This is a genomic window from Pannonibacter sp. (genome assembly GCF_051860505.1).
GTDB lineage: Bacteria > Pseudomonadota > Alphaproteobacteria > Rhizobiales > Stappiaceae > Pannonibacter.
In genome coordinates this window covers 1-26,165 of the sequence record NZ_JBHYDX010000034.1, presented here as the reverse complement: position 1 = coordinate 26,165, position 26,165 = coordinate 1, and the positions used below count along the sequence as shown (strand labels likewise).

The 26,165-nt window shown below is 64.8% G+C and carries 28 protein-coding genes; 21 read left to right on the top strand and 7 right to left on the bottom strand.

From position 1 onward, the window contains the following. The first annotated feature begins 147 nt into the window (after positions 1 to 147). The 7 genes from ACTIFE_RS19185 to ACTIFE_RS19155 all read left to right on the top strand — a co-directional run bounded on the left by ACTIFE_RS19185 (position 148) and on the right by ACTIFE_RS19155 (position 7,436). Positions 148 to 1,683, top strand: a complete 1,536-nt coding sequence (locus tag ACTIFE_RS19185; protein ID WP_439530745.1) for an ABC transporter substrate-binding protein — start codon at positions 148 to 150, stop codon at positions 1,681 to 1,683. Positions 1,684 to 2,049: 366 nt separating this feature from the next. Further along, positions 2,050 to 2,991 carry an ABC transporter permease gene (locus ACTIFE_RS19180; RefSeq protein WP_439530744.1) on the top strand — a complete coding sequence of 314 codons (942 nt, stop codon included), beginning with the start codon at positions 2,050 to 2,052 and terminating at the stop codon, positions 2,989 to 2,991. 13 nt (positions 2,992 to 3,004) lie between these two features. Further along, entirely contained in the window at positions 3,005 to 3,865 is an 861-nt protein-coding gene (locus ACTIFE_RS19175) for an ABC transporter permease (protein WP_439530743.1), read from the top strand. Between the two features lie 4 nt (positions 3,866 to 3,869). After that, positions 3,870 to 4,982, top strand: a complete 1,113-nt coding sequence (locus ACTIFE_RS19170; RefSeq protein ID WP_439530742.1) for an amidohydrolase family protein — start codon at positions 3,870 to 3,872, stop codon at positions 4,980 to 4,982. Continuing rightward, positions 4,979 to 5,998, top strand: a complete 1,020-nt coding sequence (locus ACTIFE_RS19165) for an ABC transporter ATP-binding protein (RefSeq protein WP_439530741.1) — start codon at positions 4,979 to 4,981, stop codon at positions 5,996 to 5,998. Before ACTIFE_RS19170 ends, ACTIFE_RS19165 begins: the two co-directional genes overlap by 4 nt. Then, positions 5,995 to 6,963, top strand: a complete 969-nt coding sequence (locus ACTIFE_RS19160; RefSeq protein WP_439530740.1) for an ABC transporter ATP-binding protein — start codon at positions 5,995 to 5,997, stop codon at positions 6,961 to 6,963. Before ACTIFE_RS19165 ends, ACTIFE_RS19160 begins: the two co-directional genes overlap by 4 nt. Then, positions 6,957 to 7,436 (top strand): RidA family protein, encoded by a 480-nt coding sequence (locus tag ACTIFE_RS19155; RefSeq protein WP_439530739.1) that lies wholly within the window; start codon positions 6,957 to 6,959, stop codon positions 7,434 to 7,436. The genes ACTIFE_RS19160 and ACTIFE_RS19155 overlap by 7 nt, the downstream gene beginning before the upstream one ends. Here ACTIFE_RS19155 and ACTIFE_RS19150 read toward each other — a convergent pair. Next, positions 7,424 to 8,275 (bottom strand): IclR family transcriptional regulator, encoded by an 852-nt coding sequence (locus ACTIFE_RS19150; protein ID WP_439530738.1) that lies wholly within the window; start codon positions 8,273 to 8,275, stop codon positions 7,424 to 7,426. The genes ACTIFE_RS19155 and ACTIFE_RS19150 overlap by 13 nt on opposite strands. 50 nt (positions 8,276 to 8,325) lie before the next feature. On the opposite strand from ACTIFE_RS19150, the gene ACTIFE_RS19145 reads away from it, so the two are divergent. Further along, positions 8,326 to 9,540, top strand: coding sequence for an aminotransferase class V-fold PLP-dependent enzyme (locus ACTIFE_RS19145; RefSeq protein ID WP_439530762.1), 1,215 nt, complete (start codon positions 8,326 to 8,328; stop codon positions 9,538 to 9,540). Positions 9,541 to 9,727: 187 nt separating this feature from the next. On the opposite strand, the gene ACTIFE_RS19140 is transcribed toward ACTIFE_RS19145, so the two are convergent. Then, positions 9,728 to 10,420, bottom strand: a complete 693-nt coding sequence (locus ACTIFE_RS19140) for a nitroreductase family protein (protein WP_439530737.1) — start codon at positions 10,418 to 10,420, stop codon at positions 9,728 to 9,730. A 147-nt stretch (positions 10,421 to 10,567) separates the two neighbouring features. Here ACTIFE_RS19140 and ACTIFE_RS19135 point away from each other — a divergent pair, with 147 nt between their 5' ends. The 6 genes from ACTIFE_RS19135 to ACTIFE_RS19110 all read left to right on the top strand — a co-directional run bounded on the left by ACTIFE_RS19135 (position 10,568) and on the right by ACTIFE_RS19110 (position 14,378). After that, on the top strand, positions 10,568 to 11,332 hold the full coding sequence (locus tag ACTIFE_RS19135; protein ID WP_439530736.1) for an SDR family NAD(P)-dependent oxidoreductase: 765 nt from the start codon (positions 10,568 to 10,570) through the stop codon (positions 11,330 to 11,332). Next, a complete protein-coding gene (locus ACTIFE_RS19130; protein WP_439530735.1) occupies positions 11,329 to 11,769 on the top strand; it encodes a thiol-disulfide oxidoreductase DCC family protein in 441 nt (146 codons plus the stop codon). Before ACTIFE_RS19135 ends, ACTIFE_RS19130 begins: the two co-directional genes overlap by 4 nt. Then, on the top strand, positions 11,766 to 12,233 hold the full coding sequence (locus ACTIFE_RS19125) for a DUF3429 domain-containing protein (RefSeq protein ID WP_439530734.1): 468 nt from the start codon (positions 11,766 to 11,768) through the stop codon (positions 12,231 to 12,233). Before ACTIFE_RS19130 ends, ACTIFE_RS19125 begins: the two co-directional genes overlap by 4 nt. Positions 12,234 to 12,369: 136 nt before the next feature. Continuing rightward, entirely contained in the window at positions 12,370 to 13,158 is a 789-nt protein-coding gene (locus ACTIFE_RS19120; protein WP_268140403.1) for an SDR family NAD(P)-dependent oxidoreductase, read from the top strand. 18 nt (positions 13,159 to 13,176) lie between these two features. Beyond that, positions 13,177 to 13,968 carry a MoaF C-terminal domain-containing protein gene (locus ACTIFE_RS19115; protein WP_439530733.1) on the top strand — a complete coding sequence of 264 codons (792 nt, stop codon included), beginning with the start codon at positions 13,177 to 13,179 and terminating at the stop codon, positions 13,966 to 13,968. Positions 13,969 to 13,988: 20 nt separating this feature from the next. Next, positions 13,989 to 14,378: a nuclear transport factor 2 family protein gene (locus tag ACTIFE_RS19110; protein ID WP_439530732.1), complete on the top strand. Its 390-nt coding sequence runs from the start codon at positions 13,989 to 13,991 to the stop codon at positions 14,376 to 14,378. Positions 14,379 to 14,459: 81 nt separating this feature from the next. Here ACTIFE_RS19110 and ACTIFE_RS19105 read toward each other — a convergent pair whose 3' ends face one another. The 4 genes from ACTIFE_RS19105 to ACTIFE_RS19090 all read right to left on the bottom strand — a co-directional run bounded on the left by ACTIFE_RS19105 (position 14,460) and on the right by ACTIFE_RS19090 (position 18,015). Next, positions 14,460 to 15,776 carry a TRAP transporter large permease gene (locus ACTIFE_RS19105; protein ID WP_439530731.1) on the bottom strand — a complete coding sequence of 439 codons (1,317 nt, stop codon included), beginning with the start codon at positions 15,774 to 15,776 and terminating at the stop codon, positions 14,460 to 14,462. Beyond that, the gene (locus ACTIFE_RS19100; protein ID WP_439530730.1) at positions 15,776 to 16,327 is read right to left on the bottom strand and encodes a TRAP transporter small permease subunit; all 552 of its coding nucleotides are present in this window, start codon (positions 16,325 to 16,327) and stop codon (positions 15,776 to 15,778) included. The genes ACTIFE_RS19105 and ACTIFE_RS19100 overlap by 1 nt, the downstream gene beginning before the upstream one ends. A 68-nt stretch (positions 16,328 to 16,395) precedes the next feature. Continuing rightward, positions 16,396 to 17,415, bottom strand: coding sequence for a TRAP transporter substrate-binding protein (locus ACTIFE_RS19095; RefSeq protein ID WP_439530729.1), 1,020 nt, complete (start codon positions 17,413 to 17,415; stop codon positions 16,396 to 16,398). Between the two features lie 42 nt (positions 17,416 to 17,457). Beyond that, positions 17,458 to 18,015 carry a gluconokinase gene (locus ACTIFE_RS19090; RefSeq protein WP_439530728.1) on the bottom strand — a complete coding sequence of 186 codons (558 nt, stop codon included), beginning with the start codon at positions 18,013 to 18,015 and terminating at the stop codon, positions 17,458 to 17,460. A gap of 104 nt (positions 18,016 to 18,119) precedes the next feature. On the opposite strand from ACTIFE_RS19090, the gene ACTIFE_RS19085 reads away from it, so the two are divergent. Further along, complete coding sequence (locus ACTIFE_RS19085; RefSeq protein WP_439530727.1) at positions 18,120 to 19,154, top strand: LacI family DNA-binding transcriptional regulator; 1,035 nt, start codon at positions 18,120 to 18,122, stop codon at positions 19,152 to 19,154. A gap of 8 nt (positions 19,155 to 19,162) precedes the next feature. Here ACTIFE_RS19085 and hpaD read toward each other — a convergent pair whose 3' ends face one another. Next, complete coding sequence (gene hpaD / locus ACTIFE_RS19080) at positions 19,163 to 20,014, bottom strand: 3,4-dihydroxyphenylacetate 2,3-dioxygenase (protein WP_439530726.1); 852 nt, start codon at positions 20,012 to 20,014, stop codon at positions 19,163 to 19,165. 278 nt (positions 20,015 to 20,292) lie between these two features. On the opposite strand from hpaD, the gene ACTIFE_RS19075 reads away from it, so the two are divergent. The 6 genes from ACTIFE_RS19075 to ACTIFE_RS19050 all read left to right on the top strand — a co-directional run bounded on the left by ACTIFE_RS19075 (position 20,293) and on the right by ACTIFE_RS19050 (position 25,990). Then, positions 20,293 to 21,543 carry an ABC transporter substrate-binding protein gene (locus ACTIFE_RS19075; RefSeq protein ID WP_439530725.1) on the top strand — a complete coding sequence of 417 codons (1,251 nt, stop codon included), beginning with the start codon at positions 20,293 to 20,295 and terminating at the stop codon, positions 21,541 to 21,543. A gap of 75 nt (positions 21,544 to 21,618) precedes the next feature. Then, on the top strand, positions 21,619 to 22,485 hold the full coding sequence (locus tag ACTIFE_RS19070; protein ID WP_439530724.1) for a branched-chain amino acid ABC transporter permease: 867 nt from the start codon (positions 21,619 to 21,621) through the stop codon (positions 22,483 to 22,485). Next, positions 22,482 to 23,591, top strand: coding sequence for a branched-chain amino acid ABC transporter permease (locus ACTIFE_RS19065; RefSeq protein ID WP_439530723.1), 1,110 nt, complete (start codon positions 22,482 to 22,484; stop codon positions 23,589 to 23,591). Before ACTIFE_RS19070 ends, ACTIFE_RS19065 begins: the two co-directional genes overlap by 4 nt. Then, positions 23,588 to 24,295 (top strand): ABC transporter ATP-binding protein, encoded by a 708-nt coding sequence (locus ACTIFE_RS19060; RefSeq protein WP_106751762.1) that lies wholly within the window; start codon positions 23,588 to 23,590, stop codon positions 24,293 to 24,295. Before ACTIFE_RS19065 ends, ACTIFE_RS19060 begins: the two co-directional genes overlap by 4 nt. A gap of 3 nt (positions 24,296 to 24,298) precedes the next feature. After that, positions 24,299 to 25,021: an ABC transporter ATP-binding protein gene (locus tag ACTIFE_RS19055; RefSeq protein WP_439530722.1), complete on the top strand. Its 723-nt coding sequence runs from the start codon at positions 24,299 to 24,301 to the stop codon at positions 25,019 to 25,021. A gap of 162 nt (positions 25,022 to 25,183) precedes the next feature. Next, positions 25,184 to 25,990: a sulfite exporter TauE/SafE family protein gene (locus tag ACTIFE_RS19050; RefSeq protein ID WP_439530721.1), complete on the top strand. Its 807-nt coding sequence runs from the start codon at positions 25,184 to 25,186 to the stop codon at positions 25,988 to 25,990. The last annotated feature ends 175 nt before the right edge of the window (positions 25,991 to 26,165 follow it).

Here is a 26,165-nt window from a genome sequence, read left to right as displayed (position 1 = left end):
ATCCGACAGCTCAAGCCAAGCCCGTTCACATTCGAAACAGGACGATCCACGTCCGTCAGCCGCTTGACAGCACCGCCGGTCACTGCCAGCATTTCACTGCAACAACATATATTCTCTTATAACGAATAAACCTTCCAGGAGAATGACATGACCCGGATCCTGTCCGGCCGCTCCGGCCGCCTTGCTTCGTTCACTCTCGCCGCCTTCCTTGGCTCCACGGCCCTTGGCTTTGCCGCCGGCACGCTGGATGTCGCCATCATCGGCGAACCGCCCACCCTTGATCCGATGATGTCCACGGCCGACGTGGTCAGCATCGTCACCCAGCACTTCTACGAAACGCTCTATACGTTCGATGAAAACTGGGACGTTGCGCCGCTTCTGGCAGAGGCTCTGCCGTTCATTTCCGAGGATGGCAAGACCTACAAGATCCCGCTGCGCGAAGGCATCACCTTCCACGACGGATCGGCCATGGACAGCGCCGACGTGGTGGATTCGCTGAAGCGCTGGACCAGCGTCGCCGCGCGCGGCAAGTCTGTCGCCGGCATGATCGACAGCATCGAGGCCGAAGGCCCGAGCGTTGTCGTCATCAAGCTCAACAAGCCCTATTCGCCGCTCCTGTCGCTGCTCGCCTTCTCCAACTCTGCCGCCATCGTGGTGCCGCAGGAGATCCTGGGCGAGAAGCTGTCGGCCACCGTCGGCACCGGACCGTACAAGCTGATCGAACATGCACCGGACCGCTACATCCAGCTTGGCAAGTTCGACGGCTTCAAGTCGCGCTCCGAGCCGGCCAGCGGCAGCTCCGGCGCCCGCATGCAGACCCTGGACGAAATCCGCTTCGTGCCGGTGCCTGATGCCAACACCCGCGTCGAGGGGCTTGTCTCGGGCCAGTTCGCCTTTGCCGACAGCCTTCCGACCGAAGCCTACGCCCGCCTTGCCGACAATGCCAACGTCGAGCCGGTTCTGCTGCGTCCCTTCGGCTGGCCGATCTTTGCCTTCAACATGCGCAAGGGCCTGGGCACCGATCTTGCCATCCGCCAGGCTGTCCAGGCAGCCCTGTCGCCGGATGACATGCTGTTCGCGGCCTTCGGTGATGACAAGTATTTCGTGGTCGACGCCGCGCTTTTCCCGGAGCAGTATCCGTGGAACAATGAAGAGGGCAAGGAGCTCTATGCCCAGGCCAATCCGGAAAAATCCAAGGAACTGCTCGCCAAGGCCGGCTACAAGGGTGAGCCGCTGCGCATCCTGACCTCGCGCCAGTACGAGTTCCACTTCAAGATGGCCGAAGTTGCCAAGGTCAACCTGGAAGCGGCCGGCTTCACCGTTCAGCTCGACGTCGTCGAATGGGCGACCCTCATCGAACGCCGTGGCAACCCGGACCTGTGGGACATCTTCATCACCCACTCGCCGTTCTTGCCCGAGCCGACGCTGACCAACCTCTACGGCGAAAACTCGCCGATTGGCTGGGCCAACGCCGACCGCGACGCCATCTACGCCCGTCTGACCGGCGAAAGCGATCCGATCGCCCGCCAGGCCGCCTTCGCCGAGTTGCAGAAACTCGTCTACACCGAGGTTCCGTTCTACAAGGTCGGCGGCTTCAATGCGCTGATGGGCAAGAAGCAGGGCCTCACCGGCGTCGCTCCGACCCCGTGGCCGTTCTTCTGGAACGCCACGCTCGGCAACTGACAGCACATCCGGCATGCCCCTGCTGTTTGTTCAGCGGGACGTGCTGGATCAGGCTCAGTTCCGGCCAGCGACGTCGTCACGACCCGCAACTGCGACGGGCCTCTCAGCTCCCCTCCCCCATGTGGGGGCCGAAGGCGGGGCGAGACCGTTGGCTCGACCCAGGTCGGGTAAGGAGTGGGGGGCCGCAGACGACAAGCGGTTAAACTACATCGCCCGGGTCCCGGGTGGCACACCGCATGACGCGCAAGTTCGGTGTTCCCGTGAAGCCCCCCACCCCCGACCCCTCCCCACGAGGGGGAGGGGAGCGAAGAGGCTGCGGTCCATCACCACGCCGCACTCCAAACTTCACCGCCAGAGGTCCCACCCATGGCCAACTACATCCTGAAGCGATTTGCCGGCATGGCACTGGTGATTTTCATCGTGCTGACGCTGGTGTTCGTTCTTGTCCGCCTTGCACCCGGTGACCCGGCCGCTCTTATGCTCGGCCCCGAAGCCACCGCTGCCGACATTGCAGCGCTGCGCAGCCGGCTTGGCCTCGATCAGCCGATTGTCGTGCAGTATTTCGGCTTCATCGCCAATGTCCTGCGCGGTGACCTCGGCACCTCGATCTTCTTCAACCAGCCGGTCGCCGATGTCCTGCTCGCCCGCGCCGAACCGACCGTGTTCCTCACGCTGTTCTCGATCCTCATTGCCGTCGCCATTGCCCTGCCCGTCGGCATTGCCTCCGCCTACACACGCGGCTCGCTGTTCGACCAGGGCACCCTGTCGACCGCCATCCTGGTCGCCTCCGTGCCCTCCTTCTGGCTCGGCCTCATCATCCAGCAGCAGCTCGGCAGCAAGTTTGGCCTTTTACCTGTGTCCGGCTACGGTCCGCCGGAAGCCGGGTTCTTTGAGCGCATGACCTATCTGATCATGCCCGCTATCGTCCTTGGCATCGTCAATTCCGCGCTGATCATCCGCTTCACCCGCGCCTCGATGCTGGACGTGCTGTCGGAGGATTTCGTCCGCACCGCCCGCTCCAAGGGCATGAGCGAATCCCGCGTCGTCCTGAAGCACGCCTTCAAGAACGCGCTGATCCCGATCGTCACCGTGGTGGGCCTGACCTTCGCGCTGCTGATCTCGGGCGCCGTCGTCACCGAGCGGGTGTTCAACCTGCCGGGCATCGGCTCGCTGGTGGTGGGTGCGGTGCTGCGGCGCGACTATCCGACCATCCAGGGCGCGCTGATCGTCGTGGCCGCGCTTTATGTCTTCGTCAATTTCCTGATCGACATGCTGTATCTGGCCATCGATCCCCGCGTGAAATACTGAAAAGGAGCGTGTCATGGCCGGTGCTTCCGCGGCAGTAGCTGCTCCCAGTCTCTTCAAGGTGCTCATCCAGCGCCGCTCGGTGGCCCTCGGGCTTGCCATCCTCGCCGTCGTGCTGTTTGCCGCCGTCTTTGCCGATGTCATCGCCCCGCATGATCCGGGCGTGATGTCCGTGCGCAACCGCCTCAAGCCGCCCAGCGCCGAGTGGTGGTTCGGCACGGACGAATTCGGCCGCGACGTCTTCACCCGTCTGATCTACGCCGGGCGCGTGTCGCTGATCGTGGGCATCGGCACCGCCGTGCTGGCCTCGGTCATCGGCATCATCCTTGGCCTCACCGGCGGCTTCTTCCGCAAGCTCGACGCACCGGTCAGCCGGCTGGTCGACGCCATGATGGCCTTCCCGGACATTCTTCTGGCGATTTCGCTGGTGGCGGTCCTCGGTGGCTCGCTTGCCAACCTGATCCTGGCGCTGTCCATCGTCTATGCCCCGCGTGTCGCCCGTGTGGTGCGTGCGGCAACGCTGGTCATCCGCGAGCTTCCCTATGTGGAAGCGGCGCGGGCGCTCGGCACATCCACCTGGCGCATCCTCGTGCACCACATCCTGCGCAACATGGTCTCGCCCGTGATCGTGCAGGCGACCTTCATCTTTGCCTATTCGATGCTGGCCGAGGCAGGCCTCTCCTTCCTCGGGGTCGGCGTCGATCCCTCCACCCCGACCTGGGGCTCGATGATCAACGGCGGCCGGCAGTATATTGGCACGGCCGACTGGCTGATCCTCTTCCCGGGCCTGGCCATCACGCTGTCCGTCCTGTCGCTGCAGATCGCCGGTGACGGCCTGCGCGATGCCCTCGATCCGCGCCTCTCCAAGGACCTTTGAGACCATGACTGCCCGTACCCTCACCAACTTCCGCGCCATCGGCTTCGCCCGCAACCCGGGTGCCGCGCTCCACATCGACGCCAACGGCCGGATCGTGGCAGCGCCCGTGGCCGGGGCCGAGACCATCGATCTCGGCGGCGCCTATCTGTCGCCGGGCTGGGCCGACCTGCATGTGCATGTCTGGTATGGCGGCACCGACATTTCCGTCCGCGCCGATTATTGCGGCGTTGCCCATGGCGTAACCGCAATGGCGGATGCCGGGTCCTCCGGCGAGGCGGCGTTCCATGGCCTGCGCGAATATGTCATCGAGAAACAGCCGGAAACCGTTAGGGCCTTCCTCAACATCGGCTCCATCGGCATCGTCGCCTGCAACCGCGTGCCGGAACTGGTTGACCTGCGCTTCGTCGACGTCGACCGGACGCTGGCCGTCGTCGAGGCGAACCGCGACGTGATCTGCGGCATCAAGGTCCGCGCCAGCGGCGTCATCACCGGCGCCTGGGGCATCGGCCCGGCCAAGATCGCCAAGCGCGTTGCCGAAATCTGCGGCCTGCCGCTGATGGTGCATGTCGGCGAGCCGCTTCCGATGATCGACGAGGTCTTCGCCATTCTCACCGAGGGCGACATCGTCACCCACTGCTTCAACGGCAAGCGCACCGGCTCCATCACCGACACGCCCGCCCTGATGCAGATGGCCAAGGATCTCGCCGGCTCCGGCGTGCGCATGGACGTCGGCCATGGCGCGGCCTCCTACAATTTCGCCGTTGCCGAGCGCGCCATCGGCGAAGGCCTGATCCCTTTCTCCATCTCGACCGACCTGCACCAGAACAACATCGACGGCCCGGTGCATGACCTGGCCACCACCGTATCCAAGCTGATGATGGCCGGCCTCACCCTCGACCAGTGCATCACCGGCATCACCACCAACCCGCGCTCCGTCATGGGCCTCGGCGAGCCGGGCCTCGGCGACCGGGCAGACTTCACCGTCTTCACCATCGAGGACGCCGACGAGCCGGTCTCCGACAGCATGGGCAACCACAGCCGCCTGTCGCAGGTGTTCCAGCCGAAATACGCGCTTCTTGGCCGCGACCTCTACCCGGCCCGGCGGAGGAAGACATGACAGCGGACCTCTCACCCGACATCGTCCTGAAGGTCGACAATCTCTCGACCTCCTTCATCTTCAAGAGCCGGACCGTTCCGGCGCTTCGGGACGTCACCTTCACCCTGCGCGAGGGCAAGACTCTCGCGCTGGTCGGCGAGTCCGGCTCCGGCAAGTCGGTCACCTCGCTGTCGATCCTGCGTCTCCTGTCCTCTCCAGGCCAGATCGTCGGCGGCTCGATCCTGTACCGCACCCGCGCGGGTGAGATCCTCGACCTTGCAAAGGCCGACGCTCGCACCATGCGCGGCGTGCGCGGCGGCGAGATCTCGATGATCTTTCAGGAGCCGATGAGTTCGCTCAATCCGCTGATGCGGGTCGGGGACCAGATCGGCGAGATGCTGACCCTGCACCTCGGCCTCAAGGGCCAGGCGCTGCAAACCCGGGTGCGGGAACTGCTGGAACTGGTCGAGATCCCGGCTGCGGCCCGGCGCATGTGGGACTATCCCCACTCCATGTCCGGCGGCATGCGCCAGCGTGTGATGATCGCCGTTGCGCTTGCCTGCAATCCGCGCCTCCTGATCGCCGACGAGCCGACGACGGCACTGGACGTGACGATCCAGGCCCAGATCCTGCGCCTGATGCAAAGGCTGCAAAAGGATCTCGGCATGTCGATCCTGTTCATCACCCACGACATGGGCGTGGTTGCCGAAGTCGCCGATGAGGTGGCGGTGATGTATGCCGGCGAGGTCGTCGAACAGGGCGCTGTCCGGCCCCTGTTTGCCAAGCCGAGCCATCCCTACACCACCGGTCTCCTCGGCTCGATCCCAAGCGCTGCCCGCGGATTTGCCGCCGATGGCACCCGCCTGCCGCTGACGGCCATTCCCGGCTCGGTGCCCTCGCCGGTTGACCTGCCTGTCGGCTGCAGTTTTGCGCCGCGCTGCGCCAGCAGCGAACCGACCTGCCGTGAACCCGCGCGCCTTGCCGCTCTTGGTGCCGACCACATGACCCGCTGCTGGAAGATGAGGCAAAGCGCATGACCGCCACTCCGCTTCTCTCGCTCCGCAATGTCACCAAGGTCTTTGACACGCCGGGCGGCAAGGTCCGGGCCTTGACCGATGTCAGCCTCGACATTCCGCGCGGCTCGATCCTCGGTCTCGTCGGCGAATCCGGTTCCGGCAAGACCACCCTCGGGCGCTGCGTACTCCGGCTGATCGAGCCGACCTCCGGCGAAGTCTTTTTCGACGGTACCGACATCACCAAGCTGAATGCCCGCGACATGAAGGCGATGCGCAAGCGCATGCAGATCGTCTTCCAGGATCCCTTTTCCAGTCTCAACCCGCGCATGCGCGTGCACGAGATCATCGGCGAGGCCCTGATCGCCCATGGCATCGGTCGAACGCGGGCGGAACGCCGTGATCGCGCAGCGGCGCTGCTGGAGGAAGTGGGCCTGCGCCCCGACCAGCTCGACCGATTCCCGCATGAATTCTCCGGCGGCCAACGCCAGCGCATCGGCATCGCCCGGGCGCTCGCCGTCGACCCGGACTTCATCGTCGCCGATGAATCCGTGTCCGCGCTCGACGTGTCGGTCCAGGCGCAGATCCTCAACCTGCTCAATGACTTGCGCCAAAAGCGCGGGCTGACGATGCTGTTCATCGCCCATGACCTGTCGGTGGTGGAGTATCTGTGCGAGGACGTGGCCGTGCTTTATCTCGGCCGGGTGATGGAGGCAGGCGACTGCCGCAGCATCTATGCGGCGCCGAACCACCCCTACACCAAGGCCCTGCTCGCCGCCGCGCCCGTGCCCGATCCCCTCGTGCCGCGCGCGGATGTCATGCTCATGGGCGACATTCCAAGCCCGCTCAATCCGCCCCCGGGCTGCGTCTTCCATACCCGCTGCCCGGTGGCCATGGACGATTGCCGTCACATCCTCCCCACGCCGCAGCCGGTGGCCGCCTCCGTCGCCGCCGCCTGCCTGCGCCTCAACGAGACCGTTTCATGCTGATTACACCCATCGAGATTTCCGAGCGGCTTGCCGGCACCGGCATCCCCCTTGCACCGCCGACGCCGATCGGCACCTTCGCCAATGCGCTGCTGGTCGACAACCTGCTCTATATTTCCGGCCAGGGCCCGGTCGAACTCGATGGCAGCCTGCACACCGGCAAGGTTGGACGGGACGTCAGCGTCGAGGAGGCCTATGCCCATGCCCGCCTTGTCGGCATGAACATCCTCTCGGCCGTGCACGCGGAACTCGGCGGCTGGACGCGGTTCCGCCGCGTCGTGAAGGTCCTCGGCATGGTCAACGCGATCGACACATTCTGCGACCACCCCGCCGTCATCAACGGCTGTTCAGACCTGTTCATGGAGGTGTTCGGGCCGGTGGCTGGCCGCCATGCCCGGTCGTCCTTCGGCGTCGCCTCGCTGCCCCGGCAGATCACCGTGGAAGTCGAGGCCGTGTTCCTGGTTCACCCGGAATGAGACTTGCGCTGACCGCCATGCTCGACACCGGCCTGCGTTTCGATCAGGGCAGCAGCATCGCGGACAGCGTCGCAGATTTCATCCCGCCGCTCGTTCGCCCGCTGCTCCGGCAGCACGACCGAGATCGTCGCCACACAGGCCCCCGACGCGTCGCGGATCGGCGAGGCAATGCAGGCCACCGCGTAGTCGGACTGGCCGATCTGGATCGACAGGCGGTTGTTGAAGTCTTCCTCGGCCTGAACCGTCAGGCGGCTCGGATCAGTTTCGGCCCGGGCAGTCGGCGACGGACGGTTGCAGGCAGAAAACACCGCCAGCCGCTCGCCTGCCGGCAGATGCCCGACCAGGAGGCGGCCGGACGCGGTCCAGTTCAGCGGCACGCGGGTGCCAACATCCGACGTCACGCGGAAATGCCCGATGCCATCGGCCATGGCCGCGACCACCATCATGTCCTCGTCGCGCACGCAGACCTGTACCGTCTCGCCGAGCTGCCGCGCCAGCGTGTGCATCTCCTGCCGGGCCAGAGCCAGCAGGTTTGTGCCTTTCTCGAAGGCGATGCCATAGCGCAGCGTGCGCGGTCCGAGCCAGACCGTGTTGCCCACCCGGCGGCTCAGCAAGCCGCGTTCGACCATTTCGGCGACAAGCGTGTAGATGGTGGAGATCGGCGCGCCGACGAGCTTGGCGATCTCATAGGACGTCAGCTCGCGCTCCTCGGCGCACAGCGTGTCAAGGATCTCCAGCATACGGTCAATACCATGGGCGCGCTTGCGCGGGGACTTCGCGTCGGTCTCGCTCGCTTTGGCGGTTTGATCGATGGTCACTGCAAAACTCCTAGAGAACATCTGTTCTTTTGTAACGTAATCTATTCCAAGATAGCGGGATCATGCTCGAAATGAATGACAGGCGCAACTCCAGCTCGGGACTCGACCTCTCGGTTCTACCCCGGGTGATCAATGTCAATGGGACCATGACCAGCCTTGGGGCTTCGATCATGGTGCCGGAGGCCATCGCGGCGATGCAGGAGATCGCTCCCCGCTTCGTCCCCATGCACAAGCTTCAGCGCGAGGCCAGCCAGCTGATCGCCGAGATGACCGGAGCCGAAGCCGGTTTTGTCACGGCCTCCGCCGCCGCCGGCATCTCGCTGGCCATCGCCGGCACGATGACCGGGCTCAATCCCGGCCGCGCGGAGCAATTACCCGACGCGAACGGCATGAAGAATAGGGTCGCCATTCAGCTTGGCCACATGTGCCACTACGGTGCCGCCGTCGATCAGTCGATCCGCCTCACGGGCGCCGTTCCGGTTCCCGTCGGCCAGTCGACCCAGGCGCTGGACCACCAGTTGGACCATGCCCTTGCCGGCGGCGACGTCACGGCCGCGCTTTATGTCGTCTCGCATCATGTGGTGGAATACGGCCAGATCCCGCTGGACCGGTTCGTTGCCATTGCGCATGCCCATGGCGTCCCGGTCATCGTCGACGGCGCGTCCGAATACGACCTCGGTACCTTCCTCAAGACCGGTGCAGACATCGCCATCTACTCCGGCCACAAGTTCCTCGGTGGTCCGACGTCCGGCATCGTCGCCGGGCGCCGCGATCTGGTTCGGGCTGCCTACCTGCAGAACATCGGCATTGGCCGCGGCATGAAGGTCGGCAAGGAAAGCATCTGGGGCGTTATGGCCGCGCTCAATGCCTGGAAGACCCGCGATCATGACGGGATCCTTGCCCGCGAACTGGCTGCGCTTGATCTCTGGCAGGCGGCCGTTGCGCCCTTCGCTGGCGTGACGGCACGCCGCAATCCGGATCCGACCGGCAATCCGCTCGACCGGCTCCGCCTCGACATTGACCGAAAAGCCCTCGGCGCCAGCGCGCTCGCTGTCATCAAGGCGATGGCCTCGCTCGACATTCCCGTGATCCTGCGTGACCACGAGGTCGAACTCGGCTGGATCCAGCTTGATCCCTGCAATCTCCATGAAGGCGATGCCGAGATCGTGGCCGAAAGCCTGGTGAAGGTCCTGACCCGTGCCCGTGCCGGCGAGCTGCCCGAGCCCGACGCCACGGCCCACCGCAACGGCGGCATCGCGACCTATCTCAGCCCGGATCTGTTCTGATCCGGGCAACTCGCCCGCCATCTAGCGCGACGTCTGAGCGCGGCCCTCCCCGTAGGTCATCCCCGCCTTGTGCGGGGATCCATCGGGCGGGAAAAAACTCGCAGCGTGCAAGCGGGCCAAAGCCGAAACAGTGGATCCCCGCACAAGGCGGGGATGACCGCTGTGCGGATGCTACCGTCCCCGCCACCTACTCCGCCACGGTCAGGATTTCCTCCAGCGGCTTCTTCAGCTTGGCCACCGCCGGCACCTTGGCATCCTCAGCCGGGTGGCCGACTGCAATGATCATGATCGGCTTTTCGGACTCCGGCCGGCCCAGCATCCCGTTCAGAAATTTCATCGGGTTCGGCGTATGCGTCAGCGCCACCAGCCCCGCCGTGTGCAGCGCCGTCAGCAGGAAGCCGCAGGCGATGCCGACGCTTTCCGGCACGTAGTAGTTCTTGAAGCGCGTGCCATCATCGAAATGGCCCCAGCGCTGCGCGAACACCACGATCAGCCATGGCGCAATGTCGAGGTGTGGCTTGTCGGCCGTCGTGCCGATTGGCTCCAGCGCCTGAAGCCATTCGTCTCCCGCGCCGCCGGCGTAGAATGCCTTCTCCTCCTCCTCGGCGGCGAGCCGGATCTGGTGCTTGAAGTCCGGGTTGGCAATCGCCACGAAGTGCCAGGGCTGGTGGTTCGCCCCCGACGGTGCGGTGCCGGCAGCACGGACACAGTCCTCGATCACCTTGCGCGGCACGGGCCGGTCCGAGAAGTCACGCACCGTATGCCGCTTCCTGACATGCTCGTAGAACGCCCGCGCGGCGCTTTCCATTGCCTCGTCCGGCATGCTGACCCGATCCGGCAGGTCGAGCGCCTCAAACTTGATCTTGGCTTTTGCAAACATGATGTCCTCCCAAATGGCGTCTGTTGCGCCGGTAACCAATGGCTGCACCAGTTCACAGTGATAATCAATCCCCTTCATGCCCCGATATCGCAGGGCAGCACCTGGAAGGGGTCTGAACCGGCACGGGCTCACCTGCGTAAGACGAGCATGACCAGCCCGGACCCGACCATGCCTCTCGACCTCACCCGCTCCAGTCCTGCGCTTACCTCGTTCCCGGACGGTGGTCTTGCAGTCATCATCGGGGCAAGCGGCGCCATAGGCTCTGAAGTCGCCCGCCAGGCCGAGGCCAGCGGCCGCTTTGCCCGCGTTTTGCGATTTGCCCGCAGCACTTCCGGCGAGGGTTTCCTCGACCTTACCGACGAAGCCTCGATCGCCAAGGCCGCTGCCCATATTGCGGCAACTGGACAACCTCTCCGCCTGGTCTTCAACGCCACCGGCATGCTGCATGACGGGGACATCCAGCCCGAAAAATCCTGGCGCACGCTCGATCCAGCTGCGATGGCCCGATCCTTTGCCATCAATGCCATCGGCCCGGCCCTCTTGATGAAGCATCTGCTGCCCCTGCTGGCCGGCGATGGAAAATCCGTCTTTGCCACCCTGTCCGCCCGGGTCGGCAGCATTGGCGACAATCATCTTGGTGGCTGGTACAGCTACCGCGCCGCCAAGGCGGCCCTGAACCAGCTGGTGCATTCGGCGGCCATCGAACTGGCGCGCAAGCGTCCTGAGGCCGCCTGCGTCGTGCTGCATCCAGGCACGGTCGCCAGCCGCCTGTCGGATCCCTTCGCCAAGGCGGGTCTCACCGTCCGTCCGGCGGAAGAGGCTGCAGCAAGGCTGCTCGCTGTCGTCGATGCGCTGCATGGCCAGCACAGCGGCAGTTTCCATGACGCCGAAGGCAAGGAGATCGTCTGGTGAGCCCAGGCCCTGCTCTCACAGTCTATTTCGATGGCGCCTGCCCGCTGTGCTCGCGCGAGATCGGCTACTACCAGCGGTGCCGGGGTGCGGATGCCATCGCCTGGGTCGATGTGGCGGCGACGCCCGACATGCCGCCGGATCTTGACCGGGCCGCCGCACTCGCCCGGTTCCATGTCCGCCGTCCCGATGGCACGCTGGTGTCCGGTGCAGCAGGCTTTGCCGAACTCTGGCGCGCGCTGCCGGGCTTCGCCCTTTTTGGCCGGCTGGCCTCGTTTCCTCCGGTCACCGCCCTTGGCGAACTGGCCTACCGCCTGTTCCTTCCGCTCCGTGCCCGATTTCTTGCCCGCTACCGCCGCAACCAAGCTGCCGGGGGCGATGCCTGCGCCTGCGGCGGTGATGCCGTGTCCCTGCCCCCACCCCCAGGTCCCCGCCCATGACGACCGAGCCTTCCTTTACGACAGTTCCCGCGCCGGTCGTCTGGCTTGGCGCAGCCGGCGTCATGCCCTTCGCGGCGGCTGTCCTTGTTCTGGTTGCCCCGTCGGCCGGGCTGACGCTGGTCAGTCCCGGTCTTGCGGCAACGGCCCTTGCCGCCTATGGCGCGGTGATCCTGTCGTTCCTCGGCGGTGTCCACTGGGGCGCCGCCGTGACTGGCCCGTCCCAGCCCGGCCTGACGCTCCGGCTCGGCCTCAGCGTGCTTCCCTCGCTCGTCGGCTGGCTGGCGCTCCTGCTGCCGCATGGGCTCGCGCTGCCGGTTCTTGCCGGTGGTTTCCTCGCCATGCTGGCGGTGGATCTGCGTGCCGCGCGCTTGTCCGAGGTGCCGGCCTGGTATCCGCGCCTGCGCATTCCCCTGACGCTTGTCGTCACGGCGCTGCTTCTCGCTGGAGCATCATTCCTGCCGTGATTTCAACTATAGAAACCGGGTGATCCCGGTTTCGCAACCTGTTCATCGCCAGTCAATCGCCGGTTCCCCGGTGGGCGAGACAGGAGCCGCGCCCTCCCCGATGCTTGTCGTCATCCAATCGGGAGGATTTCTTCAGATGCGTTTTTCAGGCAAGACCGCCCTCATCACCGGCGGCGGAACCGGCATCGGCGCGGCCGTCGCGCGCCGCATTTCATCGGAGGGCGGCAAGGTCGTCCTCGTCGGCCGCCGCAAGGAGCCGCTGATGGCAGTGGCGGAGGAAACCGGCGCGCTGGTGATCGCCGCCGATGCCGCCGATGGTGCCGCCATGGCCAAGGCCGTTGCCGCGACGCTTGAAGCCCATGGCAGCCTCGACCTGCTCATCGCCAATGCCGGTGGCCACGGCGTTGGCCCCACTGTCTCCATGAGCGACGAGACCTGGGCGCTGGCCACCCGCTCCAATCTCGACACCGCCTTTGTGAGTGCCCGTGCCTGCCTGCCGGCCCTTATCGAGGCCAAGGGGGCGATTGTCGTTGTCTCGTCCATCGCCGGGCTGTTCTCGGGTCCCGACGCCATTGGCTACGTCACGATGAAGCATGGCTGCATCGGCCTCGCCAAGTCGTTGGCGCGTGACTATGGCCGCAAGGGCGTGCGCACCAACACCGTCTGCCCGGGCTGGGTCAGCACCGCCATGGCCGACGAACAGATGCAGGTGCTTATTGACCGCGACGGTCTCAGCGGTCCGGCCGAGGCCTATGCGCTCGTCACCCGCGACGTGCCCATCAACCGTCCGGCCACGCCGGAGGAAGTCTCCAACGTGGTCTGTTTCCTCGCCAGCCCCGAGGCATCGATGGTCAATGGCGCAATCGTCACCGTGGACGGCGGGGCATCCACCGTGGATCTGCCGACGCTGGCCTTTGTGAGCTAACTTAACCGGGAGGATAGAATGACCGCACAGCAGACCCCAAAGGACTGGAAGACCTACGACCAGTTCGCCTTCGGCATCGACACCAACCGCCTGCCGGCCAGTGAGGCCCTCAAGGGCAAGTCCTTCGCCGTCGCCTTCGACGATGGCCGCCGGCTTGACCTCGCCTTCACTGACGGCGACACGCTCGCCTGGCGCGAGGGCACCCTGGCCGGCGCCGAGGCCGCCGATGTGGTGGAAGTGGCCGAGAACACCTATTTCATCGACATCGCCTTCGCCGCCCTGCCGACCGAGGCCGAGACGCTGATCCTCAACCTCGTCACCCGCCGCGTCCTGTCGGTGCGCTGCGTCGTGCGCAAGCCGGAGGAAACCGTTGGTGAGCCGCAGGTCTCCCAGATCTTCCGTGTCGGCGTCATCGACGACGGCCAGCCGGCCACCGGCCTCGTGCCGGCTGAAACGCGCGACCTTATCGGCCTGCGCGCTCATTTCACCTACAGCCCCAACCACGTCTACGAGCACACCTACCTGTCGTCGCAGCGCTATTGCTGGCAGTGCCTGAAGGGCGTGCAGCGCGGCCATGGCGACGTGGACCTGACCACCACCTTCAAGTTCGCCGAAGACCAGTACGTCTTCACCTTCCGCGAGTTCAAGATCCCGGTCGCCTCGGTGTTCTTCTACAACTTCGCCACCCTGCGCTCGACGGGCAAGTTCCTCGGCATCACCGGCGACGGCAAGCTCGCCAACAACAAGGCCGGCGCACACATCTCCAAGGCCTCCATGACCCTCTACCGCCCGGGCGAAGCCCCGGTCTGAGCGAACACCGAGAAAGACCCATGCGCACACCCTATCAGATCATCAAGGACCACTATGCCGCCTCCGACCGGGGCGATCTTGAAGGCATGGTGGCCGATCTTGCCCCTGATGCCGCCTGGACCGAAATGGATGGCTTCCCCTGCCGTGGCACCCATGTGGGCCGCGAGGCAATCATCCGCGAAGTCTTCATGCGGCTCGGCGCCGAGTTCGACGGCTACAGCTTCCGCCTCGAACGCCTGCTCGACGCCGGTTCCTCGGTCGTCGGCATCGGCGACTACACCGGCACCTGCAAGGCCACCGGCAAGCCGTTCCACGCCCGCGTCACCCATGTCTGGGACGTGGAAAGCGGCAAGGTTGTCCGCTTCGAGCAGTTCACCGACACGCTTCGCGTCGCCGAGTGCATGAGCTGAGTGCAGCACGGCAATGCGAAAAAGGCCGGAGCGTCCCACCGCTCCGGCCTTTTTGCGTGGCCTCCTGCTACGGCCTTCCCGTCAGCGACCGGTGATGCCGGGGAAAATGATCAGCATCGCCACCGCCAGCATCTGCAATCCAATAAAGGGAAGCAGGGAGCGGAAGATGGTCGCCAGCGTAATGTCCGGCGGGGCAACGCTTTTCAGGTAGAAGGCGGCCGGCCCGAACGGCGGCGACAGGAACGACACCTGCATGTTCATGCAGAACAGCACGCCGAACCACACCGGGTCATAGCCAAGCTGGATGATGATCGGCACGAAGATCGGCAGGGTCAGCAGCGCAATGCCCACCCAGTCCAGGAACATGCCCAGCACGAACAGGATCAGCATCATCAGCAGCAGGATCACCAGCGGATCGTCCGAAGCGCCGGCGAGAAGGCTGGAGACGAACTTGATCCCCCCCATCATGTTGAACACGCCGATCAACGCGCTGGCGCCAATGCCGATCCAGACAATCATGCCGACCGTCTGAAGCGTCTGCATGGCGGCACCCTTCAACAGGCCGAAGCTGAACTCGCCGCGCAATACAGTCGAGATTAGCACACCGAGCACGCCGACGGCCGAGGCCTCCGTGACACTTGCGATGCCGCCATAGATCGAGCCCAGAACGAAGACCACGACGAGCAGGGGCAGGAACAAGCCCTTGAGCAGACGCATTTTTTTCGCCAGCGGAACCGGCGTCTCGTCGGGGATCGGCGCAATGCTCGGATTGAGGTAGGCCCGGATCAGGACATAGCCAACGTAGAATGCCGCCAGCATCAGCCCGGGAAAGAACGAGGCCGTAAACAGCTCCCCCACGGACACATTAGCCGCCAGTCCGTAGATGATCAGCACGATCGACGGCGGGATCATGGTCCCCAGCGCGCCGCCGGCGCAAACCACACCGATGGCAAGATGCTTGTCATAGCCCAGACGCAGCATCTGAGGCAGCGCCACAAGTCCGAGCAGCACTACCTCCCCGCCGATGATCCCGCTCATCGCCGCCAGGATCACGGCCACGAAAATGGTCTGGACAGCGATCCCGCCCCGTATCCGCCCCCCCAGCAAGCGCATGGCATCGAACAGATCGCGGGCAATGCCGGAGCGGTCGAGGATTGCCGCCATTAGCACGAACATCGGCACGGAGACAAAGACGAAGGACGACACGAAGGAGTAGACGCGGCTTGTGATCAGTGGCACGGCCATCGGGCCGAACCATCCAAGTGCGAAAATCAACGCAACAAGCAGCGTGACGAAGGCAAGCGGCATGCCAGTGATCAGCAGCCCGATCAGGGCGATGAACATGACCAGCGTCCCGGCCTCGATGCCGAGCGACTGGAATGAGCCGAAGAGTTCCATCAGCGGCGGCCTCGCAGGTAATTCAGGGCAAGAATGGCAAACTGCAGGGCCATGACAGCCATGATGACAAGAAGGAAGATCTTCAGCAGGCCGGGAAAGGCTGGATCCCAGGCGCTGCCCGAGCGCTCCAGCCGGATGGTCCCGTCGGGCCGGAAAGCCGCCCGGGACACCATTAGCCAGGCCGCCCATGCAAACATCAGGCTTGCAGCGGCACTGACCAGGGAAATGACCACGTCCAGATAGCGCCGGACGGACTTGGGCACCATGTCATACAGCAGCACGACCCGGATGTGCCGGTCCCGCGCCGTGCACAACAGACCGCCATAGAGAAAGGCGATACCACACAGAAAGATCGTCAGCTCATGCGCCCAGATCGTCGGCGCATTCAGCACATAACGCAGGAAAACCTCGTTGATCAGGATCGCCATCGCCAGAACGATACCAATGGCGAAAATGATTGCTCCCTTGTCGATCACCCGGCCAAGCAGCCCTGCTTCAGGGATGGCGGCGTGATCGCGGGGCTCTGTTTGTTTGTTTGGATCTTCAGACAAGCCGCATCCTCCCTGATGAAGACCGGGCGATCATGGCCCGGTCTTCGGTCAATCCTATTTGGCCCGGATCACATCAGGCCCTTTTCCTTCAGGTAAGTGGTCAGCGTGTCATAGACCTTCTTGGCGTTATCGGACCGTTCGGCAACCTTGGCCCATTCGCCCATCGCGATCGCCCGGAACTTCGCCCGCTCCTCGGCGGCCCAGTCGATCACGGTGATCTTGCCGCCGTCCTGCGCTGCCTTCACCGCTGCCAGATCTTTTTCCGCCAACGCGGCAACCTGAGCCGTCGCGAACTCCACGACGCTTTCCTCAAGTGCGGCCTTCAGGTCGTCCGGCAGGGCATCCCAGGACTGCTTGTTCATCGAAATCTCGACGAGCGGCATGGAGTGGAAGCCCGGATAGACCGGGAACGTGGCGATGTCGTTGAGGCCCTGGGCCTGGTTGGTGGAGAACACGGTATAGTCAGCCGCGTCGATCACACGCTTGTCGAGGCTGGTGAACACCTCGGAGCCCGGCAGGTTGACCGGAGCTGCACCAGCTGCCGCAAACACCTGCTGCACGAGGCCTTCCGGCGCCCGCATCTTGACCCCCTTCAGATCGGCAACGCCCCGGATCGGCACCCGCGCCACCAGCGCTTCCAGACCCGGGGTCGTCGCGCCGATGAAATGCAGGCCATAGGGTTCGAGGATCTCGTTCATCAGCTCCTTGCCACCGCCATTCGCCATGAAGTCGAACATCTGCGCCGGATCGGACCAGGCGCCGACCGGGTTGGCGATCAGGCCGAAAGCAGGATCCTTGCCCGAGAAATAGGACGTATCGGTCACATGACCGTCGAGAATACCAGCCGAGACCGCGTCCTGGGTTTCATTGTGCGCCACCAGAGATTCCACAGGCAGCAGCTCAATATCGACGCGGCCATTGGTCTTCTGCTTGACGCTTGCCGCCCATCCCTGCTGCAGGACGAAGTTCGGATTGCCGGCCGGGTCGGACGACTGGAACTTGAAGCTGAAGTCAGCCGCTCCGGCCGACGTGATCAAGGATGCCGCCACGATTGCGCTGGCGGCCAGACTGCTTGCGAACTTCAACATGGTATCCTCCCGTTTGATTGCAATTCCAGTTGCGCCTCCGCGTCAGAGCACCTGACCGGCTGCGCCATGCGTTGCCGCCGGATCTCCCCCCGGCAGCACATCCATCACGGCCTGGACGATTGTCCGGACCGGATTTGAAACATCGACGGTCATCCCCGCCTCGTCCCGTTCCAGCGGCTCGAGCGTCGCCAGCTGGCTGTCGAGCAGCGCCTCGCCAACGAAGTGGCCCTGGCGCTGTTCGAGGCGCTCTCGGATCAGGGCCAACGTGCCGGTCAGATGCACGAACAGCACCTCGCCCAACTCCCCGCGCAGCAAATCCCGGTAGTTGCGTTTCAAGGCCGAGCAGGCCACCACGACCGGCTCAGGGCCGGTTGAACGCGCGTCCTGCGCCGCCTGCGCCACCCGCAGCAGCCACGGCAGCCTGTCCGCATCGGTCAGGGCCTCGCCGCGCTGCATCCGCTGCTTGCTGGCCTCGGAATGAAAGCTGTCGGCCTCGACGAATGCGCCGCCCAGCGCCTGCGCCAGGTCGGCCGCGACCCGGCTCTTGCCGGCACCGCAAACCCCCATCACGACGACCACCTGAACTGTCGCTCTCGTCATCTTTCTCGCCGCTGGCCTGCTACCCTGTTCGAGATCAGCATATGTTAGCGCTAACATTTGTCAAATGCATTTTTCCTGCTACACTTCACTCAAGATCGGACCGCGTGCCCAACCACCTGAGAAAGCTATATTTTTTGCAGATAAAAATCAGCGACGTCGCCAAGGAAGCCGGTGTTAGCGCTATGACTGTTTCCCGCGTCCTGCGGGAACCGGACAAGGTGTCGGCAAAGGCGCGGGACAAGGTCAGGGCGGCCATCGACAAGCTCGGCTACGTGCCCGATCCTGCAGCCAGCGCCCTGGCAACAGGGCGCACCAATGTCATCGGCTTCATTGTGCCGTCCGTCACCAACAACGTCTTTTCGGATGTGTTGTCAGGGGTCTACAAGGCGGCAGAGGGAACCGAGTGGCAGATCCAGCTCGGCAATTCGCGCTATTCGCCGCTGGAAGAAGAACGCCTCGTCCGGACCTTCCTGTCGCAGCGCCCGGCCGGCCTCATCCTCTCGGGCATCGACCAGTCCAGCGAAACACTGGCGCTGCTCAGGCGCGCGTCCTGCCGGATGGTCCAGATCATGGAGACCGGTCCGGATCCGCTCGACATGATGGTCGGCTTTTCGCATCTGGACGCCGCCCGGGCCGCGACACGGCACCTCATCGAGGCCGGCTATGTCCGCCCCGGATTTCTCGCAGCGCGGCTTGATCCGCGGACCCAGCGCCGCCTTGAAGGGTTCCGTGATGTCACCCGCCGGGCCGGCTGCCTCAGCGACGAGCGGATTGTCACCACGCCAAAGCCGTCCAGCGTGACGCTGGGAGGCCTCCTGATGGCAGACCTCCTTGCCCGCGCACCGGAAACGGACGCGGTTCTCTGCAACAATGACGACCTTGCGCTCGGCGCCCTGTTCGAATGCCAGCGCCGCGGCATCGACGTGCCGCAGGCTATGGGGATCTGCGGCTTCAACGACCTAGAAATGATGGCGGCCGCCAATCCCTCCATTTCCAGTGTCCGCACCTTCCGGCAGGAAATGGGCAAGACGGCGATGGATATGCTCATCGCCGCCCTGCGGAACCCGGACAATCCGGTGGAAACCGTTGACCTCGGCTATCAGGTCATGGCGCGCGGCAGCACCGCCCGCCAGGCCTGACCTCGGCCTTATGCCGCCATCGGGAACACGGCATTCACCTGTCCAGTGCCCGATGAGGTGAAGTAGTCGGTCAGGATCTCGGCCTTGCCGGTGTATTTGTCCCAGCCGAGCAGGCCCATCAGCATCGCCGTGTCATGCATCAGCCCCTCGCCGTGGCAGGCGCGGGCATATTCCGGCAACATCGCGGTGAATTCCTCGAACCGCCCTTGCGTCCACAGGTCCAGCACCCGCTTGTCGACCTGGCGGTAGAACTCGTTCGAGATCGTGTGGATCCCGGCCTGGGCCTCGTTGTTGTCGTGGATGCGGTGCGACAGCGAGCCGGAGGCAAGCACGGCTGCGTTGCAGCCGCTCGCCTCGATGGCCTCACGCACGGCCTCGCCGATCCGGCGGCTGTCCTCCAGTTCGTGCCACGGGCACCAGGCCGCGATCGACAGCACCTTCATCCGGTGGTCCGGATTGATGTATTTCAGCGGCACCAGCGTGCCGTATTCCAATTCCAGCGTATCGACGTGATGCGCCTCGATGCGCACGCCCTTGCCCCTTGCGATCTGCGCCACCGCATCGCCCAGCTCCGGCGCGCCCTCATAGTCATAGGTGAGGTTCTGGATGAACTGCGGGAACTCGTTCGAGGTGTAGATGCCCTGGTAGCGGGCCGACGCGTTGATGTGGAACCCGCTGTTCACCAGCCAGTGGGTGTCGAAGACCACCAGCGTGTCCACCCCGTCCGCCTCGCAGCGGCGGCGGATCTCGATCAGCCCGTCGATGGCGGACTGACGGCAGCCATGATGCTGCCCCGGCAACTCCGACAGGAACATCGAAGGAACGTGTGTGACCTTGGCGGCGAGTGAAATCTTGCCCATGTGCGGATCCTCCCGGTTGGTGCGGCAATGAACTTAATAAACATGTTAAATAATGAGCCAGCCTTGATGTGGATCAACACAAAGCCTGGATTTCTGCGCCTTGCCGCCCTCGGTCAAGCCCGAGTGCGTGGCCGATCAAGGGCATGGGATGGCCGGAATCGCAGGCTCGGCTAGGATCGGGTCAACAGGATGCTGCACCGGAAAACCAGTTGCATTCCCCGGGATACCTCTCGGCCGCAGACCGGCAGGCAGCGTCCTCAGACTGGGAGGAAACCATCATGAAACATCTGATCCTGGCAGGCGCAGCAACCGCTGTGTTCGCTCTTTCCGCGGGCGTTGCCTCGGCCGCTGACGCACCCAAGTGCGGCCTTGCCAACGGCCAGGCGGCCACCGGCACGCCGATCAACATCGGCGCTATCGTCTCCAAGACCGGCCCGGACGATTTCAGCGCCTCGGCCCAAGCCGCCAAGGCCTATTTCGACTGCGTCAACGCCAATGGCGGCATCAATGGCCGCCCGGTGAACTACATCATTGGCGATGACCAGTGGAGCCCGGAAATCGCTGCCCAGCTCGCCGCCAAGCTGGTCGATGACGAGAAGGTCGTTGCCATGGTTGGCAACTCCAGCTTCGTCGAATGCGCCGCCAATGCCAACAGCTATGCCGAGAAAGGCGTCATCGCCATCGCCGGCGTCGGCGTGCCGCGCGAATGCTTCACCGCCTGGACCTATGCCCCGCTCAACGCTGGCCCGCGCCTGTCGACGCTGGCCGTTGCCGAGCACATCAACAAGACCTCCGGCGCCAAGAAGTTCGTCTGCATCGCCCCGAATATCCCCAATGTCGGCGCCTGGGCCTGTGACGGCGTCACCGTCTGGGCCAACGAGAACGGCGCGGAATCCTCCACCATCCTGATCGACCCGGGCTCATCGGATGCCACCTCGGTCGTGCTGCAGGCCGCCAGCATGAGCCCGGATGCGATCATCCTCAGCCTGCCCAAGGGCGTCATGCTGCCGGTTCTGGTGGCCGCTGAAGAACAGGGCCTCAACGAAACCATCAAGTTCGGCTCAGCCGCCTCCGGCTACAGCTTGGATGTTCCCGGCGCGCTTGGCGAGGCCTGGAACGGCAGGTTCGTCGTCAACATGGAGTTCCAGCCGCTTGACGCTGAAACGCCGGACAACATGAACTGGCGCGCCGTCATGGATGCACATGCCGGCAAGGATGTTCCGCGCGACACCTTCGCCCAGGCTGGCTATCTCTCCGCCCGCCTTGCCACCGAAGCCATGCTGAAGCTGGATCCGGCCAAGATCGAGCGTGACAGCGTTGCCACCGCGCTCAGCGAAGTGAAGACCTTCGAAAGCGATATCCTTTGCGCCCCCTGGTACTACGGCGCCGAGCTGTCGCGCCACAACGCCAACAACACCCTGCGCAATGCCATCACCGACAACGGCAAGTGGAAGACCGTCTCCGAATGCGCTGCGGTCAATGATCCGGAACTCACCGACATCCGCGCCTTCGAAGCCACGCTTCGCTGAACCCACTCCTCCCCTGCCCGGGCGAACCACGGTTTGCCCGGGCGCTTTTTATCCTGAAACGTGGTCGGCTTTTGCATGTCCATCCTCCTTGCCTTCGTCGTGTCGGGTCTCGGCATCGGGGCGGTCTATGCCCTGTCGGGTGTCGGCCTCGTGGTTCTCTACCGGGCAACCGGCGTCATCAACTTTGCCTTTGGGGCCCTCGGTGCCCTCGGCGCCTTCGTCGCCTGGAACCTGATCGAACTCGGCCATGCCGACGCACTGGCCTGGCTCGCTGCCATTGTGGTCGCTGCCGCGGGGTCCTATGCCTATGGCCTTCTCATCGCGCCGCGTCTGGCCTTCCGCGACCCCGTTGTGCGCTCCGTTGGCACCCTTGGCTTTGCGCTTGTGCTTTTGGGGTTCATCGGCTGGTTCTGGGGCGAGGTACCGCGCCGGCTCAACCTGCCGACCGACAAGACGTTCTTCACGATTTTCGGCGCGCGCCTCAACATGACGCGCATCATCGCGCTGACCCTCGCGCTTGCCATGGTCGCTGCCATCACCCTGCTGCTCGCCCGCACCCGTGTTGGCCTCTACCTGCGTTCGCTCGCCGACGACCGTGACCTCAGCGCCATTCTCGGCATCCGCGTGGTCCAGCTCGAAGCCTTTGCCTGGGGCATTTCCGGCGTCTTTGCCGGCATCTGCGGGTTGCTGCTGGCCAATCTCGTCCGCCTGCAAGGCATGCAGCTGACCTTCCTGGTCGTGCCTGCCATTGCCGCCGCCATTCTGGGCCAGCTCCGCTCGCTTCCGGCCACCGCCATCGCCGGCATCGCCATCGGTGTCACCGAAGCGTGCCTGACCGCCGTGCCGGCCATCGCGCCCTATCGCACCGCCGCTCCCTTCGTCATCGCGCTCGTGGCCGTCGCCACCATGCGCGCCAGCCTCCTGACCATGGACCGCCGATGACTTCTCCTTCCCTCTCCGGCGAGCCGGCCCATCTGACCGTCGAACGTCCTGGCCTTGGCCGATACCGCACCCTCGTCACCATTCCGCTGCTGCTGATGGCCGGCGCTGTGCTCGTCTCGCTCGCCGCCAACGCCTACTGGATCTCGACCCTCACCTCCGCTGCGGCTATTGCCCTTGCTGCTGCCGGCGTCGCGCTTCTCTACGGCCAGCTCGGGCTGGTCTCCCTGTGCCAGTTCAGCCTGATCGGCGTCGGCGGCTGGGTGACGCTGCGCACCGGTTTTGCCTTCGGCTGGCCGTTCGAGCTGTCGCTGCTCTCGGGCGGCATCGCGGCATCACTTGTCGGCGTGCTCTGCGGCCTGCCAGCGCTGCGTCTCAAGGGGCTCTATCTCGCTCTGGTCACGCTGATGCTGGCCGGCGGCTTCCAGGTCATCATCAATGCCTTCGGCTTTCCAGACGGCGGTTCGGGGTTTTTCGGCCGCGCCGATGCCAGCCAACGCCTGATGCTGCCACGCCCCCTGCTCGCCACCGGCAATGAGGCCTATTTCCTTTACGCGGTCGGCGTGCTGGCCCTCGGGCTGATGCTCATCGAACTGCACCGGCGGACAAAGCCCGGCCGCTCCTGGGCCATGATCCGCGCTGGCGAGACCACGGCCCTGTCAGCCGGCGTCAACCTGCTGCTCTACAAGGCCTGGGCCTTCGCGCTGGCTGGCTTCCTGGCCGGTCTTGCCGGCGGTGTGCTGGCTGCCGGCGTCGGCCAGCTCGACGGCCGCGCCTTCTCGGCAGCCGAATCGCTCAATCTCTTCGCCCTCACCGTGGTCGGCGGGGCCTACAACTGGTTCGGTGCCGTCATCGCCGGACTGCTCCTGCGCGCCGTCCCGTCCCTGCTGACGGACCACGGCGTTGATGGCTATCTCGCCATGGTCATCTTCGGCGCTGCGCTGCTGCACGCCCTTGTCACCGCCCCGACAGGGATCGCCGGCCAAATTGCAGGCCTTGGCCAATGGCTGACCGGCCTGATCGCCAGCGAAAGCACCCCATCGCCAGCGCAAAAGGAAGCTCCGGCCTCCGACAAGCTGGCCGCCGAGACCGGGGAAAGACGCCCATGATCCGCATCGAAAATCTCACGGTCCAGTTCGGCGCGGTGCGCCCGCTGGACGGCCTCTCGGCGGAACTGACCCAGCCGATCATCGGCCTCGTCGGCCCCAACGGTGCCGGCAAGACCACGCTGCTCAACGTGTTCTCGGGTTTCATCACCCCCGTTACCGGCTCCATCGAGCTGGACGGCCGTGATCTCCTGCCGCTGTCGCCGACGCGCCGTGTCCAGGCCGGGCTGCGCCGCACGTTCCAGACCGAGCAGGTCGCCGATGACCTGTCCGCCTGGGACAATGTCCTTGCGCTGGCCGACCACATCGGCCTCAAGGGCGCAACCATCGGCGATGATGTCGAACGGGCGCTGGCCTTCACCGGCCTCGGCCCCCGCGCCCAGGTGATGGGGGCGGCGCTCAATCTCTATGAGCGGCGCATGGTCGAGATCGCCCGCGCCCTGGTCGGCGGTCCGCGTCTCATCCTGATGGACGAGCCCGGCGCCGGTCTCGACGAGGCCGAGGCGCTGCGCCTGCGCCAGTGCATCCTCGGCATTCCCAAGGCCTTCGGCGCCACGGTGCTGCTGATCGACCACGACGTCGACCTGATTTCCGCCACCTGCGGCGAGACGCTGGTGCTGGATTTCGGAAAGCGCCTCGCCCTCGGCCCCACCCGCACCGTCCTCGATGACCCCGTCGTCCACCGCGCCTATCTCGGAGCTGCCTGAGCCATGAGCACCATCGACGTCTCCGGCCTCGTTCTCCATCGCGGCGGCAAGCGCGTGCTGCATGGCATTGACCTCACCATCGCAGCCGGCGAGATCACCGCCCTCGTCGGAGCCAACGGCGCCGGCAAGTCCAGCCTCGTCGGCGCCATGGCCGGGGTCCTGCCGCTCACCGGCGGCCGCATCCTGCTGGACGGAGAGCGCATCGACGGCCGCTCCCCCGACAGCGTCCGCCGCGCCGGCATCGCCATCGTGCCCGAAGGCCACCGGGTACTGACCAGCCTCACCGTCATCGACAACCTGCGCGCCGCCGGCTCGATGCTGACGCCAGCGGCCCTCTCCAGCGCCATCGAGGAGGTGCTCGCCCTCTTCCCCGAGCTGGTGCAGCGGCTGGAGGTGCGCGGCGGCTCGCTCTCCGGCGGCCAGAAGCAGATGGTCGCCATGGGTCAGGCCCTCATCGCCAGGCCGCGCTTCCTGCTCATCGACGAACTCTCGCTGGGCCTTGCCCCGGCCATCGTCAAGCGCCTCTCCGGCACCCTGACCGAGATTGCCGCGAAGGGCACAGGCGTGTTGCTGATCGAGCAGTTCACCACCCTCGCCCTTTCCTTATCGCGTCAGGCCATGGTGATGGAGCGCGGCAACCTGGTCTTCTCCGGCACCGCCGCCGACCTCTCCGCCCGCCCCGACATCCTGCACAGCGCCTACCTCGCCGGCGGCAAGGGGAACTAGTTGGCGCAGACCAAAGTAACAGGTGTGCGGACCCCACCTGGATATTCCCCCACCACTTGAGTGAGGATAAAGGTACTGCCCCGGCTCGCTAAGTTGCACTTGTAGACGCCAGGCTTCCGGGTCATAGGTCATGCCACGCGATATCGTTGAGAACATAGCGCCATGGCTGATCCAACCTCAAAGAACCTCTCCAGCAATCGGCCCGCAGCATTTTTTGGCGGAGCTGCAATCGGCACTCTCGGTGGGCTGATCGGTCTTGGCGGCGCTGAGTTCCGATTGCCTCTGCTGATCGGCCCGTTCGGCTTCGCCGCGTTGGAAGCCGTAATCCTCAACAAAGCCATGAGCCTTGTCGTAGTCGCTTTCGCTCTGCCATTTCGAGCGGCGACTGTCCCCTTTGACCAGATTGCGGCGCACTGGCCGATCATCGTCAACCTATTGGCCGGGAGCCTGGCTGGTGCCTGGCTTGGCGCGGGCTGGGCAACGCGATTGAAGTCCGAGACGCTTTACAAGGTGATTGCAGTTCTGCTGCTCATGATCGCGGTCGTGCTGGTGTTCGGTCACGACATCGCAGCAGGTTCGGCCCGTGTCACCGGGACTGCGCAGATCATAGCAGGCGTGATCGCGGGCTTGGTCATTGGCATTGTCGCATCCTTGCTAGGGGTCGCTGGTGGCGAACTCCTGATACCAACCCTCATTCTTCTGTTCGGAGCGGACATCAAGCTTGCTGGAAGTCTCTCTCTGGCGGTGAGCCTGCCGACCATGATCGTTGGCTTTACCCGCTACAGCCGCGATCAGAGTTTTGCCGTTATCAGAAGCAACCGGATGTTCTTAGCTGTCATGGCCGGCGGGTCGATCCTTGGCGCATTCATCGGCGGACAGCTCCTGGGAATTGTCCCGAGTGGTGTGCTGCTTCCAGGTCTCGCGTTGATCCTCGTGATCTCTGCGATCAAGGTGTGGCGGCACGCCTGACTATAAGTTTCCTGCCTGCGACGGCGTGATCTTCAGCGGTCTCGCGACAGGAATTTCCAAGGCAGTAATTCCTCGATCAGGCTTTGCTTGTGGCCCTTAGAGGTGGCTGCGAAAATCTGAACAGCCGGGATAAGTGGATTTTCCGCGCAACAGCAGCATGATGCTGCGAGCGAGG

Bases quoted from the DNA above. Each gene is read 5' to 3' on its own strand.
- ACTIFE_RS19090 (WP_439530728.1), bottom strand. From the start codon at position 18,015: ATGACGAGAGCGACAGTTCAGGTGGTCGTCGTGATGGGGGTTTGCGGT.
- ACTIFE_RS19165 (WP_439530741.1), top strand. From the start codon at position 4,979: ATGACAGCGGACCTCTCACCCGACATCGTCCTGAAGGTCGACAATCTC.
- hpaD (WP_439530726.1), bottom strand. From the start codon at position 20,014: ATGGGCAAGATTTCACTCGCCGCCAAGGTCACACACGTTCCTTCGATG.
- ACTIFE_RS19065 (WP_439530723.1), top strand. From the start codon at position 22,482: ATGACTTCTCCTTCCCTCTCCGGCGAGCCGGCCCATCTGACCGTCGAA.
- ACTIFE_RS19155 (WP_439530739.1), top strand. From the start codon at position 6,957: ATGCTGATTACACCCATCGAGATTTCCGAGCGGCTTGCCGGCACCGGC.
- ACTIFE_RS19050 (WP_439530721.1), top strand. From the start codon at position 25,184: ATGGCTGATCCAACCTCAAAGAACCTCTCCAGCAATCGGCCCGCAGCA.
- ACTIFE_RS19125 (WP_439530734.1), top strand. From the start codon at position 11,766: ATGACGACCGAGCCTTCCTTTACGACAGTTCCCGCGCCGGTCGTCTGG.
- ACTIFE_RS19070 (WP_439530724.1), top strand. From the start codon at position 21,619: ATGTCCATCCTCCTTGCCTTCGTCGTGTCGGGTCTCGGCATCGGGGCG.
- ACTIFE_RS19120 (WP_268140403.1), top strand. From the start codon at position 12,370: ATGCGTTTTTCAGGCAAGACCGCCCTCATCACCGGCGGCGGAACCGGC.
- ACTIFE_RS19105 (WP_439530731.1), bottom strand. From the start codon at position 15,776: ATGGAACTCTTCGGCTCATTCCAGTCGCTCGGCATCGAGGCCGGGACG.
- ACTIFE_RS19180 (WP_439530744.1), top strand. From the start codon at position 2,050: ATGGCCAACTACATCCTGAAGCGATTTGCCGGCATGGCACTGGTGATT.
- ACTIFE_RS19170 (WP_439530742.1), top strand. From the start codon at position 3,870: ATGACTGCCCGTACCCTCACCAACTTCCGCGCCATCGGCTTCGCCCGC.
- ACTIFE_RS19095 (WP_439530729.1), bottom strand. From the start codon at position 17,415: ATGTTGAAGTTCGCAAGCAGTCTGGCCGCCAGCGCAATCGTGGCGGCA.
- ACTIFE_RS19115 (WP_439530733.1), top strand. From the start codon at position 13,177: ATGACCGCACAGCAGACCCCAAAGGACTGGAAGACCTACGACCAGTTC.
- ACTIFE_RS19150 (WP_439530738.1), bottom strand. From the start codon at position 8,275: ATGTTCTCTAGGAGTTTTGCAGTGACCATCGATCAAACCGCCAAAGCG.
- ACTIFE_RS19175 (WP_439530743.1), top strand. From the start codon at position 3,005: ATGGCCGGTGCTTCCGCGGCAGTAGCTGCTCCCAGTCTCTTCAAGGTG.
- ACTIFE_RS19185 (WP_439530745.1), top strand. From the start codon at position 148: ATGACCCGGATCCTGTCCGGCCGCTCCGGCCGCCTTGCTTCGTTCACT.
- ACTIFE_RS19055 (WP_439530722.1), top strand. From the start codon at position 24,299: ATGAGCACCATCGACGTCTCCGGCCTCGTTCTCCATCGCGGCGGCAAG.
- ACTIFE_RS19140 (WP_439530737.1), bottom strand. From the start codon at position 10,420: ATGTTTGCAAAAGCCAAGATCAAGTTTGAGGCGCTCGACCTGCCGGAT.
- ACTIFE_RS19145 (WP_439530762.1), top strand. From the start codon at position 8,326: ATGAATGACAGGCGCAACTCCAGCTCGGGACTCGACCTCTCGGTTCTA.
- ACTIFE_RS19060 (WP_106751762.1), top strand. From the start codon at position 23,588: ATGATCCGCATCGAAAATCTCACGGTCCAGTTCGGCGCGGTGCGCCCG.
- ACTIFE_RS19075 (WP_439530725.1), top strand. From the start codon at position 20,293: ATGAAACATCTGATCCTGGCAGGCGCAGCAACCGCTGTGTTCGCTCTT.
- ACTIFE_RS19160 (WP_439530740.1), top strand. From the start codon at position 5,995: ATGACCGCCACTCCGCTTCTCTCGCTCCGCAATGTCACCAAGGTCTTT.
- ACTIFE_RS19135 (WP_439530736.1), top strand. From the start codon at position 10,568: ATGACCAGCCCGGACCCGACCATGCCTCTCGACCTCACCCGCTCCAGT.
- ACTIFE_RS19110 (WP_439530732.1), top strand. From the start codon at position 13,989: ATGCGCACACCCTATCAGATCATCAAGGACCACTATGCCGCCTCCGAC.